This window comes from Glaciecola petra (assembly GCF_031846345.1).
In the GTDB taxonomy this organism is placed as follows: domain Bacteria; phylum Pseudomonadota; class Gammaproteobacteria; order Enterobacterales; family Alteromonadaceae; genus Glaciecola; species Glaciecola petra.
In genome coordinates, this window is record NZ_JAVRHX010000008.1 from 74,479 (window position 1) to 87,943 (window position 13,465).

Genomic DNA, 13,465 nt, shown 5'->3' on the forward strand with positions numbered 1-13,465 from the left:
CTAGTTGACCTTCCACCTTCCCAAAGGTGGGCGTAACTGGGCAGGTCGCGAATTATACAGATTTGACAGAAAAAGCGAAGTGTTAATTGATAATTTTTACAAGTTTTTAGCCATACGCCACAATGCATCAAGACCTTGTTCATCTAAATCTTTTAATTGCACTTGTTGTTCTGAGGCGAGTTTTTTGACAATAAGTAAACGTTTTTGGAATTTTTCAGACGCCTGGCGAAGACAATCGTCGGGATCTAGCCTTAAATGGCGGGCAATGTTAACAACTGCAAAAAGTAAATCACCTACTTCATCTTCTATTGCTGCTGCATTTCTTGTGTTGATTGCCTCTTTGACTTCATCTACTTCTTCAAGCACTTTTGCAATGACTGGCGCCAAGGTTTTCCAATCAAATCCAATCGCGCTAGCATTTTGTTGCAGAGTTAGGGCCTTTTGTAACTCGCTCATCGATTCACTCTTATTACAGCACTAACATCTTTGATTTGTTTTAATTTGTCTATTGCCTTATTTAAGCTCTCTTTATTATTCACTTCGAGGCTAAGAGTGATTTGTGCCTGAAAACTCTTTTTATTACTGCGACTGTTTACCCCCAACAACCCCACTTTCTCATTAGCTAGTACTGTGGTTATATCACGTAAAATACCGTCTCTGTCGGTGGTAAATACGTCAACTTTACATTCAAAACTTGCTTCAAAATCACTGGCCCACGACACTTCGATTTCTCGCTCAGGAAATTGTCGTAGTAAATTAGCAAGTTGCGCGCACGACTCTTTGTGCACACTCACACCTTTGCCCTGAGTAATGAACCCTATAATTTCTTCGCCTTGCACTGGCTTGCAGCAATTTGCTAATTGACTCATTAAATTGCCTACGCCTTCAGCAATAATCGCTTCACCCGCCTTTTTAGACGAACTGCGCTGCCGTCTTTGCAATGTCACTTCAGGCTCTGGCTCAGGTGGCGAATGCAACTGGACAATACTATTGACCAGGCCAATAACACGAATATCACCTACCCCAACCGCGCTATAGAGGTCTTCTGAGGTTTTGAGATTATACTTTTCTACAATATCATTAGCATGCTTAAGCGATAAATTGACTTTATTCAATTCGCGCTCTAGCAACTCTTTGCCAGCTTCAATATTCTTTTCTTTATCTTGTTTTTTAAAGTAGGAATGTATAGTCGCTCTTGCCCGTGCAGTATGCACATACCCCAAGCCAGGATGCATCCAATCGCGACTTGGCGTACCATTTTTGGTAGTTAATACGCTGACTTGGTCGCCATTTTGTAGCTTATAGGTAAAGGGTACAATACGGCCGTTTATTTTAGCGCCCGTGCACTTATGCCCAATATTAGTGTGAATATAGTATGCAAAATCAAGTGGCGTTGCATCAACCGGCAAGTCAATCACATCGCCTTTGGGAGTGAACACATATACTCTGTCATCAAATACCTGGCTGCGAAATTCTTCAACTAAATTGTCGCCACCAGCCATTTCTTCTTGCCATTGTAGTATTTTGCGTAACCAGGTTACGCGGTCATCTGCGCTTGCATTTTTACCGCTACTACCTTCTTTGTAGCGCCAGTGTGCAGCAACACCAAGTTCTGCGTCTTGGTGCATTTGTTCAGTTCTTATTTGAATTTCAATTGACTTACTTTGGGGTCCTTCAATAACGGTATGAATACTCTGATAGCCATTTGCTTTGGGCGTGGCAATATAATCATCAAATTCTTGCGGTAAATGTGTAAAGTAAGTATGCACGGTGCCTAGTGCTGCATAACAATCTTGTAAACGCTCCGCTATTATTCTGAGTGCTCTTATGTCAAAAAGTTGCTCAAAGTCTAGGCTTTTCTTCTGCATTTTCTTGACGATGCTATAAATATGTTTAGGGCGACCAATGACCTCTGCTCTTATATTTTCTTTATCAAGTAAGCCCTGTAAATGCGCGACAAAATCAACAATATACTCCTCGCGCGCCTTGCGCTTTTCTTTCAGCATACTGGCAACACGCTTGTAAGTGGCTGGGTGCAAATAACGATATGATAGGTCTTCTAACTCCCATTTTAATTGACCGATACCTAATCTATTAGCTAAAGGGGCGTAAATGGTTGCACACTCTTTTGCCACCAATACCCTTGATTCTTCATCCTCTTCTTTAATTTTATGCAGGGTGCAAATTCTTTCTGCCATTTTAATCACAATAGCGCGCACATCCTCCACCATAACAAGCATCATGTTGCGTACTTTCTCAATTTGTTCGGCATCAATTTCAAAGCGCTTAGACTGCAAACTATTTATCGCCTTCATTTTTCTTACAGACTCAACAATGTGAGTAATAACAGGGCCAAAATTTGCCAATAAAGCGTCGTGATCGAGATCATGAATTTCACAATAGGGGTAGACAAGAGCGGCTTGTAAGGTTTCGTCATCCATGTGTAACTGTTGCAAAATTTCAACCATTTCTTGGCCCATCAACAAGGTTTCAGGCGTCTCAGAAATTGTTCTTAGTTTTTCTTTTGTTTCAGAAGACAGCTCGAGGTCTTGTAACCATTTTTGAAAGCCTGGCCTGTCTGTTTGATGAACACTACGAATTGAAACCATGCGATTCCTTGCAGAATATTTTGATACTTTTGTTTTTGAGCGAATTATTTTTGTGCAAAATTACTGAACTGAAGAATACAACTCAAATTACTATTCGAATTTCTATTCTATCAGTATACCGCCAAATTTTAAGAAGCTTAATGTTTTTTTAGCCTTTATCAGGGATGTATTGGTCTTTGTAAGTTTTTTTATAGACGAAAAGAGACTTTTTAGCATAAGTACGTTAATCAAAAGTAATAGATAGTGTTCAATCATTACATGTTGCATTTATGAGGGTTTTTCATTTCTTACTAAGCACCCTCTGTGATTAGTTCAGGCACTCGCTTTACGCACAATAAAAAACTGATAAGCAAACTCACCCAAGTATTTCTTATATACGTTAATTTCCCGTGTAATGTCCCTTGCTGCTTGAGAATTAGCTATTGTCCCCGTCAAGCTGTCGATTCTTTGTTGCAATGGCTCGTAATAATTTTTCCAAGCTTCTTCTGACATCGTGAATGTTTCTTCGACGTGATAACCTGCTTTTTTAATCTCAGACAATCGCTGGTTTACATCTTTCATATCTGGATAATCCATCAGCCAAAAATCTTTTGCTTCTGCACTTGGAGCTTCGCTTAACCAAACCAGGTCGCTAAAAACCAGTAATCCATTTTCTTGCAATAGCGGCCTCCAATTTATCAGCGCTTTACATACACCCACCACATAAAGGGACGCCTCTGCCCAAATCAAATCAACACTATTTTTAGAAAATCCATTTTTATCGACACTAAATTCAGCCATATCCATGCACTTAACACTCACTCTGCTGCTTAAATGACTTGCCTGAATTTTTTGGTTTAATTTATCCAAGGCTGACTGTTCACTGTCTATTGCAACAATATTAGCTTTTGATACCTTGGCTAGCACCATAGTTGAATTACCTTTTCCACAACCTAGCTCTAAGATATTTTGTGGAGAAAACCCCATTAAATAATATGCTTTTTTCGTTTCTTCTTCGCTACCAGGGCCCCAACACTCCAAAGCACTAAAAATATATAGAAAGTCCTGCATGTATTGTTCTTGCTCAGTCATAGTTTTATTTTCGTACTCTTCGGTTTGCGATTTGTGTATTGATATGTTGCATGATCAGACTAAGGCTTTGTGGCTTGTTTGCTGGTCACTTGTTTGCTGGTCAACAACACCATAAGCTCTAGGTGTTTAGTAAATGGGAACATATCAAGCACGCTAATTTTTTCCACCTGATACTTAGGCTTAAGAACATTAAGGTCTCGAATCAAACTATTTGCATTACACGACACATACAAAATATGCCCAACGTCCTCGCTTACGAGTTTTTCACATAACTTTAGCGCACCGGATCGCGATGGATCTAATACGACTGTGCAAGCTTTTTCTAGCGTCAATTTCGCTAGAGCATCGTCATCATCTAAATTGCAATGTGTAAACGCTGCGTTGGCTATTTTATTTTTGAATGCGTTAGTGCGGGCATGTTCGACCATTTCTGCTGTGCCTTCAAAGCCATATACATGGTCAAACTTATTCGCTAAAAACAAAGTGAAGTTACCACTACCGCAAAAAAAATCATACAAGGAATTGCTATTCGAAGTTGTTTGCACGGGTGTTTCATCCAAGCCTAACCAGGTCTTTGCTTGCTTGAGCATTTTGTCGTTAATGCCTGCATTGACTTGTAAAAATTGACTTGAATTTGTTTCAATCAAACTACCTGTATGGTCTTGCATCGTGAAATATTCTGAATCGCAATTTAATAATGCTATCGCTTGATAGTTTTGATAAATAACAAGTGCTAATGATACCGTAATTTCTAGTTTTGAAATCCTTTCTATGCACTTATGTAACAACTCAAGACATAAATCTGAAAGCTTAGCGGTGCAATAGAGGCCACAATATACCTGTGTACCCGTGTCAGTTAACACAATATGGCCAACATTTGAAATTGCTGGCAAACGCTTCAAACTATCTAATAAATTTGGTAGCACAGCCTGAATAGACGAACTCGCAATTGCACATTGAGATATTGCAATAATGTCTTTGCTTTTTTCTTCTCTAAAACCAATACGGACATTGTTTTTTTGGCGACCATCTACGGCCAAACGGATACGACGCCTATAGCCAAATTCATATATTTGGTTTGTAGATTCTACATAGTTAATATCAGACAACACGGGTGATTCCCAAGCTTCAAAGGGGATCCCTGTCTGTTTATGCATATATTCCTGCAGTGCAGTTTGCTTAACTTCAAGCCCGTGTTTAGCAGAGGTATGTTGCATATTACATCCACCACAATCATCATAATGCTGACAAAACGGGCGCGTGCGCTCAGAATGACGTTTATGAAACATACTCGCGTTAATTATCTTTACTTTATTATTTTTATACTCAACTTTGGCGTCAAATATCTCTCCCACTAACGCATTTTTTACTACTGTAATGGGCTTAGTGGACAAAATCAGGCCTTGCCCTGTGTGATCATGAGTATTAATACTCAAGTTCTTTAATAATTCGGTTTTTGCAGGATGCCTATGTTTATGAGCTTTTGTTGATGTTTTTTTGGACTTATAGAATTGAACCATGTCATCTATTTCTCTAAGACCACGTTCGCACAGGCATAATGCTGTTCGTCGGCGATAGATATATGACAATGATTGATGCCCTGCTCTTCAAAAAACTGCGCAATAGCGCCAAAAACCTTTACCACAGGTTGCCCTGATGCTTGGTGTTCAATTTGCATCATCTGCCAGCTCATACCGTTACCAATGCCTATTCCCATAGCTTTAACAATGGCTTCTTTACTCGCGAATTTTTTCGCTAAATAACGTTCTGCCTGTTTACTATGTTGAAATTCTTCTAATTCAAATGCCGTTAATATACGTTGAGCGAATCTTTCGTTTTTTTCTGAGGCTTCTTTTATTCGTGCAATTTCAACGATGTCGCAGCCGATACCAAAAATCATGTACTTACCTACAGTCCAGTTCTAGCTTCAAGCATTAACATGCGCATGTCTGAAACCGCTTTTGCTAGGCCATCGAATGCTGCTCGAGCAATAATTGCATGTCCAATATTTAATTCAATCAATTGAGGAATGGCCGCAATAGGCTTTACGTTGTGGTAATGTAAGCCGTGTCCTGCATTCACTTTGAGTCCTAAGCGGTCGGCATATTCTATGCCTTCAATTAATTTTTCTAATTCAAGGTTTGCTTGCTCTTCGTTTTTTGCTTCAGCATATTGTCCGGTATGAATTTCTATAAACGGCGCACCTGCCTCTAAAGCAGCTTCGATTTGCGCTTGGTCAGCGTCAATAAATAGCGATGCCAGCGTCCCCTGTTCAGCTAATAGAGAACACGCTGACTTGACTTTGCTAAGATTCCCAAGCACATCTAAGCCACCTTCAGTGGTTAATTCTTCTCGCTTTTCAGGCACCAAACAACAAAACTCTGGTTTTACCTTTGCTGCAATACTCAACATTTCGTCTGTTACTGCCATTTCGAGGTTCATTCGGGTATTGAGTGTTTGTTTCAATGTATAAACATCTTGATCTTTAATGTGACGTCGATCTTCTCGTAAATGTATGGTGATGCCATCAGCGCCAGCCCGTTCAGCAATATCAGCTGCATGCACTGGATTAGGGTAATTAGTGCCACGAGCATTACGCAATGTAGCAATATGGTCAATGTTAACGCCGAGTAGGATGGGATGCATATTCTGTATAAACCTATTTATTAAAACTATTGCGAAAATGGATATTCAACAAAATTAAAAACAAGCGAATGTTACCAGCAATTGCACACAGACGCTAAATTAGCCGGCTATTTTTAACTTATTAGCAACTTCATAATGTAAACAAGTACTACCTGACTGTGTATCGGTTCAATAAAACGAAAGTAAGTAACGTACTTAAGCTTTAGAGCTTTGTTTATTCGCCCATTTTAGCGTTGAATTTCCTGAGCGATTACCCTTATATGGTCGTCGTTTAGTTGATTTATTATTGTTATTTACTTGTTTATTCAAAGACGGTTTATCATCACTAAAAACCTTGCCTTTTGGCTTCTTTGCTTTTTTGGGCTTAAGCGGTTTTAGTGGTTTTGAGTTGGGCAATGCAGGGGACGCGTTAAATTCATCATCGTTTTTACGCGCGATTTGTTGCTGTATGAGTTGCTCTATATCATTCAAATTTTTAAATTCATCGGCACATACTAACGATATAGCTTTGCCTTCTGAGCCTGCGCGTCCTGTGCGACCAATTCGGTGAACGTAGTCTTCAGCAACTTGCGGTAAGTCAAAGTTTATCACTTGTGGTAGTTGGTCGATGTCGATGCCCCGCGCAGCAATATCAGTGGCAACTAGTACTTGGATTGATTTGTCTTTAAATCCTGCTAGGGCTCGAGTTCGAGCAGATTGACTTTTGTCACCATGAATTGCAGCAGCGTTAATATTTTGCTTAGCTAAACGTTGTGCTAAACGATTTGCTCCGTGTTTTGTGCGATTAAATACAAGGACTTGGTACCATTTATGTTGCTTAATTAACTTAATTAGCAGTTTAGTTTTTTCATTTTGATTAACCGGAATCAACCATTGTTCGACGGTTTTTGCCGCTTCATTTCTAGGTGTAACAGAGACTTCTTCAGGCGAATTCATCAACCCGGTTGCGAGTTGGCGTATATCGGGTGAGAATGTTGCAGAAAACATCAAATTTTGGCGATTTTGGGGTAACAATTTGATGATTCGCCGAATATCTTTAATAAAACCCATATCGAGCATTCTGTCGGCTTCGTCAAGAATCAACATTTCCAAATGATCGAAACGAATAGCGTTTTGTTGGTAAAGATCTAATAAGCGCCCTGGTGTTGCAACAAGAATATCAACGCCTTTGCGCATAGCCATTAACTGAGGATTAATTTTTACTCCACCAAATACAACTTTGTATTTTAAGCGTAAATTTGAACCGTAAGTTTCAATGCTTTCTGCAACTTGTGCTGCTAACTCTCGAGTGGGTGTTAATACTAGAGCTCGGGCTTGATTTGGTGTTGCCGATTTACCCGTGGCAAGTAGATGTAACATTGGCAAGGTAAAACCAGCTGTTTTTCCTGTACCCGTTTGCGCAGCTGCCATTAGATCTTTGCCTTGCAAAACAATGGGAATTGCTTGTTCTTGAATTGGCGTGGGGTTCTTATAGCCTTGCTTGGCAATAGCAGAAAGAATGTGAGGGTTAAGTGCCAATTCAGAAAATGTCATTAATGGGTTCCGATATGTTAAAACATAGTGTGGTTTAATTGAGAGGCTCAGCGCAATAGGCCGCAAGGATATAGTTGTTGCTTCTATAGAGTATAGGGTAAACCGAGAGTGCAAACTAGCTTAGTCTTTGCGTATTTCTTCTCCCGTAAATCTCAGCCTTGAATAAACAACTCTCTACTCTTCAAAGGTTTTTGTCCAAGTAGTTGACGCATTGCTTGTCGACAAATCTGTTTGGCAGCTCTGCGGAGTATCAATTCATCGACCGACGCTTTTTGTTCATCAACTCGATCAACAACGGTGCTATCACGACTCATTTTACCATCCGCAATGTCCAAAATGACTTTACCCGTATAAGGCATAGCTGCATTTGCATGGCTTAAATGAAACCCACTTTGCGCATCAAAAGTATAAAATAGCTCAGGTAATATTGGCTCGCCGGTATTAGCTTCAACACTAAAGTCAGGCAAATACCCCAGTGTTTGTAGCATATTTAATTCAAAGATACGCAAGATTGGTTCTATGTCGGATAATTGCGTCGTGCTCACCTGTGACAAGCTGAGCAAGCTTTGTTCGTAATCGTCAAATATCTCACTTACTGGCTCTGCCTCAGGCAAACATCGACTGAGTACTTCATTTATGTACATGCCGCAATACAATTGATTGCCAATTAAATTAGATCTTAGGTTAAGTGATTCTATTCGTCCTAGATTTTTAAGTTGGCCCCTTCCTGCCAAGGTGAATTCTACTTTTTGAAAGCTTTGCAATAAGCTCTTGCGATCAGACTTACTGTTGCCTCTGACACCTTTAACTATGGTTCGAATAAGCCCCTGTTCAAGACTGAAAAAATCTACCAGCATGCTGGTTTCACGATAAGGACGCTTATGTAAAACGTATCCGCTTAGTATACTTTGCATCTTCATTTAGCCGAGCGCTTCAATATGCGACACAAGCAATTGCACACTTGTTTGACCACGAAATTCGTTAATGTCTAGTTTGTAAGCTAACTTTATGGCATGCACATTATCATTCGGCCACTTTTTTGTATCTACATTGAAAGCAATAGCATCAAACACTTGATCCTGTTTTTTCACTACCATTTTCAAATGTGATTGACCCACTATTCGTTGCTGAATTAACTCAAATTCGCTATCAAAAACTGGCTCTTCAAAAGCTTGTCCCCAAGGGAGCGAATATTTTAATAATGATGCATTGTCTAAAGTCATTTCGTCTTGACTCAAATCTCCATCGGAATAAATAGCCGCTACCAATGGTTTGCCGTGTGTTAACGTTGCGATAGCATCGCCAATCACTTGATTAAAGACTGCTTCAAATTCTGCTAATTTAGATCTCTCTATCGATAAACCAGCGGCCATTGCATGTCCACCAAATTTTTTTATCAAATCTGGCGCAAGAGAATCAACGCGCACTAGCGCATCACGAATATGTATGCCTTCGATAGATCTAGCCGACCCTTTTATATAATTATTGTCTTCGTTAGCAAATACAACGCACGGACGATAGTACTTTTCTTTTAAGCGCCCGGCCACAATGCCAACAACGCCTTGATGAAAGTCAGCCTGATAAACAATAAGTGCTGATGGCAATTGTTCGGTATTTATATCGGTTGACGCAAAAATACGTTCTGCATCGTCTCGCATACTTTGTTCAATTTCTCGACGGGATTGGTTCAAACCGTCTAATTCAGCCGCATATTGCGCTGCCGTATTTGCATCATCGCATACCAGGCATTCTATGCCTCGCGACATATCTTCAAGTCGACCAGCTGCATTTAATCTTGGGCCAATAGCAAAGCCTATATCGCTAGTGCTGCAACGGCGATGATTTCGATTAGTCACGTTCAATAAGGCTAATATTCCAGGACGGGTTTTACCGCTTCTAATCCGCTGAATACCTTGATGTACGAGTATTCGATTATTACTATCTAAAGGGACTACATCTGCTACCGTGCCTACTGCAACAATATCTAAAAATTGCGCCATATTCGGTACCGGCCACCCTAATTTTGAAAAATAATCTTGTTGTTCCAGCACATTCTTTAGCGCCGACATTAAATAAAAAGCAACCCCAACACCTGCTAAATTCTTTGATTCAAAATCACATCCTGGCTGGTTTGGATTGACTATAGCATCGGCTTCTGGGAGTGCCTCAGCAGGGAGATGATGGTCAGTAATAATCACTATTACATCGTGTTGCTTTGCATATGCCACAGCTTCAATACTCGAAATACCGTTATCAACGGTAATAATGACATTTGCGCCCTGTTCAATGGCAATATCAACAACAGGTTTAGTCAAACCATAACCATAATCAAAACGATTTGGTACAATGTAATCTACTTTATAATAAGCCATTGCTTTAAAGGCCAGTAAACACAAAGCTGTACTTGTTGCGCCATCGGCATCAAAATCACCGACAATACAAATTTGCTTTTGCTGTTTAATACAATCAGCTAATAAAATTGCTGCGCGGTTAACGTCTTTGAGTGATTTGTAGTGTTTTAAGTATTTTGCCTGCGTACTCAAATGCTCTAGTGCTTCTTCATGATTTTGACTGCTGCCAAAAATGCCGCGATGGCGCAATACCCGTTCAGTGATTGTGCCGTATTGGCTTTGTACCTTAGGGTTAACGTCGTTTTGTTGTTGCTGTGCTCGGCGAATGACTTGCGGCAAATGACTTCCCTACCTTCGGTGGCTTTAATCGAGTTCAAATAATACAATAACTCCGCTGTGATCAGGAAGGTTTTCTATTGTTAAATGACCTCCGTGATACTGCGCAATCATATTGGCTACATATAAACCTAAGCCCAAATGAGCTTGTTCAGCGGTGGTCGATTTACGTACAGAAATCATCGAATTAAGCAATTGTTTATTCATATTTTCAGGCAATAATGGCCCACTATTGGTTACACTTAACGCAAATTTGCTCGCCTTTTTAAACAAGCGGATATTGATAGGTGTGCCACTATTCATAAACTCAACCGCGTTAGTCACCACTTTATCTAACATTTGGGCAAACATTTCGGGCGAGCCTTTTAATAGTGCTTCGTCTAGTTGCACATTTAGTTGGATGTTGCCTTCAGGATAAGTCATAGCATATCCCTTTACACAACCGGTTAATAATTTAACAAGGTCAAATTCTTCGGCCTCGTTATGGCTAATTGCTTGTTCAAGGCGAGTTGCCTCACTCATGCTATTGAGTATGCTACTCAAACGCTTAATCCCCTGTTTTGCGCGACCAATATACTCATCTTTGTCTTCTTGAGAGTCACTTAAAGATAAGTTATCGAGGGATGAATTAACAACCGCCACCGGCGTGCGTAATTCGTGTGAAAGTCGAGATGCCATATTTTCAAGGTATTGATTATACTGAGATAATTTAGACAATACTTGATTGAACGAACGCGAAAGATCGCCAATTTCGTCGCGCGTATTAGTAGGTTTCATGGTACCTACAATTTTACCGTTTATATCAATAGCTGCTTCGGTTTCATCGCGCAGTTTACGTATTCGATTAGAAATACGTGAAGCAAACAAAAATAAACCTAAGGTGGCAATTACAATTACCGCTAAAATAAAATGAAACTGTTTTTCTAAGGCCTGATTGCGCAAACTGCGAATGCCATGAGTGGTTTGTTCTACCACCACGGCTCCCATGACTTGTTCGTCAATATAAATGGGATGCGCTGCCGATAAAATGACCGCTTTATCATCTGAACTTAAACGCCATAAAGTGCTGGGCGTTCCATCTAAAGCCTCAGCAATATCTCGACCTTCCAAAGCAAAAGCGTCAGCTAAATCATCTATGAAATCTGTAGGTGGTTTGGTTAATATTTTATAATACAAAGGCAGTAAAATACGTTGCTCTAAATAGTCCCAAATTTGCGCTGAATCACTCGCACTCCCACCTATATCGCTCTGGCCAACATTATTAGCGTTTAAACCTATACCTTGGGCATCTTGGATATCGCCAGAACGAGCCAATACACGCATATGCTTGTCGACGACCCATACTCTAGCCCCAGAATATTTTAAACCTTTAACAATTCGTTCAATTTCAGGTGAAGGGACTAAAACGGTACCAAGTGAATCTGATTGAGTAGGATTAGCCGTTCCCATAACGTATTTGACCTGTCGCGTATTAGGGTCATCAACATCACCTAATGCAAAGGCAATTTTGCTCGACAACATACTCGTTGGAAAACGTAGCTCGAGTTGGTAACCCGTTTCCGTATTTTCCCATTGACCTTGTATGCGTGTTTCTAATGCAATTGGGTTGATAGTCTCGGTATCAACATCTAGTTTATAAGCATTTACCCAACCTGACGCATACGGTGAAATAATATAACGCTCAAAGCGACCGCTAGCGTTTAGCATAGCAAGCTGCAAATAATCGTTACGGTCAACTCGCAATGAGCTTTGCGGGCGCATGACAACACTGTCGTCAGTCACATCAAACATTGCATACAAAAAAGTATCGTACTGCCCTAGCATGTGCTTAAACGATAAGCTATTTGTCTGATACACCGCACTTTGTTCGACCAAATTAGTGGCCCCATATGCCAGCATATTAGCCTGGTAGTCTTGCCAGTCACTTAAGTCACCGTCGAGTTTAATGGGGTATTGAATCTTGTGTGCATACAAGTCTGTACCAGGACGAATATCTGCTAAAAACGCAGATTGCTTATCAAATAAAGCCGGGCGTTCATGCAGCGCTGTAGCAACCGCTCTTGCTGTACCAACAAGGGTTTGCTCTTGACCTACACGCAGGTAACTTTCGAGTTGCCATACATATTGATAACTCAAATAAGGAATAGCCAATAAAAACGCACTGAATATCAGCAGTTTGAGTCTTAGACTAAAGGCAAAGCGCTTCATGCACTTGGCTTCCAACGGTAGCCCATGCCATACACAGTTTCTACACAGTCGAAATCAGGATCTAGTTGTAAAAATTTTTTCCTTATTCGTTTAATGTGCGAAGTAATGGTTGTATCGTCGACCACCATTTTTGATTCGTCCATTAACTGCTGACGACTCTTCACATGTCCGCCATGTTTGGCAATAGCATGTAACATCCAAAATTCCGTCACGGTTAAATCAACCGCTTTTGATTGCCAAGTAACTTGCATTCTATTGGTATCCATACTGAGCTCACCCGACACAATTAAATCGCTCTCTGCCAAGGGCTGTTGCAGTAATTCGGTGCGTCTAAACAAAGCAGAAATTCTGGCCAATAAGTGCGGTAAGCTAATATCTTTTGTTAGGTAATCATCGGCGCCCATGCGTAAGCCACATATGGTATCAAAATCGTTATCACGGGCAGTAAAAAAAATGATGGGTAATGTGCTCGATTTTGCGCGTAATAACTGGCAAAGGGTAAACCCACCATCTATATCATCACCTAAACCAATATCAATAATAGCTAAATCGGGTAACCGTAAATTAAACGCTTTTTCGGCACTCGCCCTATCGGCATATGGCATCACTTTATAGCCTTGACGGCTTAAAGCATCAACGTAGTTCTCTCTTAAAGCTTGTTCGTCTTCGATGAGGGCGATGTACTTTTGCATATCGAAAATTATGACTCTT

The 13,465-nt window shown here is 40.3% G+C and carries 11 protein-coding genes; all 11 read right to left on the bottom strand.

The window, feature by feature from the left end; translation table 11 throughout:
* Window positions 1-96 precede the first annotated feature (96 nt).
* On the bottom strand, window positions 97-456 hold the full coding sequence (locus RM552_RS17135; protein WP_311370107.1) for a MazG nucleotide pyrophosphohydrolase domain-containing protein: 360 nt from the start codon (window positions 454-456) through the stop codon (window positions 97-99).
* Complete coding sequence (relA, locus tag RM552_RS17140) at window positions 453-2,609, bottom strand: GTP diphosphokinase (protein ID WP_311370108.1); 2,157 nt, start codon at window positions 2,607-2,609, stop codon at window positions 453-455. The genes RM552_RS17135 and relA overlap by 4 nt, the downstream gene beginning before the upstream one ends.
* 312 nt (window positions 2,610-2,921) lie before the next feature.
* Window positions 2,922-3,680 (bottom strand): class I SAM-dependent methyltransferase, encoded by a 759-nt coding sequence (locus RM552_RS17145; RefSeq protein WP_311370109.1) that lies wholly within the window; start codon window positions 3,678-3,680, stop codon window positions 2,922-2,924.
* Between the two features lie 59 nt (window positions 3,681-3,739).
* Window positions 3,740-5,200, bottom strand: a complete 1,461-nt coding sequence (rlmD, locus tag RM552_RS17150) for a 23S rRNA (uracil(1939)-C(5))-methyltransferase RlmD (RefSeq protein WP_311370110.1) — start codon at window positions 5,198-5,200, stop codon at window positions 3,740-3,742.
* 5 nt (window positions 5,201-5,205) lie between these two features.
* Window positions 5,206-5,580: a holo-ACP synthase gene (gene acpS / locus RM552_RS17155; RefSeq protein ID WP_311370111.1), complete on the bottom strand. Its 375-nt coding sequence runs from the start codon at window positions 5,578-5,580 to the stop codon at window positions 5,206-5,208.
* Between the two features lie 8 nt (window positions 5,581-5,588).
* Window positions 5,589-6,326 carry a pyridoxine 5'-phosphate synthase gene (gene pdxJ / locus RM552_RS17160; RefSeq protein WP_311370112.1) on the bottom strand — a complete coding sequence of 246 codons (738 nt, stop codon included), beginning with the start codon at window positions 6,324-6,326 and terminating at the stop codon, window positions 5,589-5,591.
* A 195-nt stretch (window positions 6,327-6,521) separates the two neighbouring features.
* The gene (locus tag RM552_RS17165; RefSeq protein ID WP_311370113.1) at window positions 6,522-7,859 is read right to left on the bottom strand and encodes a DEAD/DEAH box helicase; all 1,338 of its coding nucleotides are present in this window, start codon (window positions 7,857-7,859) and stop codon (window positions 6,522-6,524) included.
* A 152-nt stretch (window positions 7,860-8,011) separates the two neighbouring features.
* Window positions 8,012-8,779, bottom strand: a complete 768-nt coding sequence (recO, locus tag RM552_RS17170; protein ID WP_311370114.1) for a DNA repair protein RecO — start codon at window positions 8,777-8,779, stop codon at window positions 8,012-8,014.
* Complete coding sequence (recJ, locus tag RM552_RS17175; protein ID WP_311370115.1) at window positions 8,780-10,549, bottom strand: single-stranded-DNA-specific exonuclease RecJ; 1,770 nt, start codon at window positions 10,547-10,549, stop codon at window positions 8,780-8,782.
* Between the two features lie 24 nt (window positions 10,550-10,573).
* Window positions 10,574-12,754: a proteobacterial dedicated sortase system histidine kinase gene (gene pdsS / locus RM552_RS17180; protein WP_311370116.1), complete on the bottom strand. Its 2,181-nt coding sequence runs from the start codon at window positions 12,752-12,754 to the stop codon at window positions 10,574-10,576.
* On the bottom strand, window positions 12,751-13,446 hold the full coding sequence (pdsR, locus tag RM552_RS17185; protein WP_311370117.1) for a proteobacterial dedicated sortase system response regulator: 696 nt from the start codon (window positions 13,444-13,446) through the stop codon (window positions 12,751-12,753). The genes pdsS and pdsR overlap by 4 nt, the downstream gene beginning before the upstream one ends.
* Window positions 13,447-13,465: the final 19 nt, after the last annotated feature.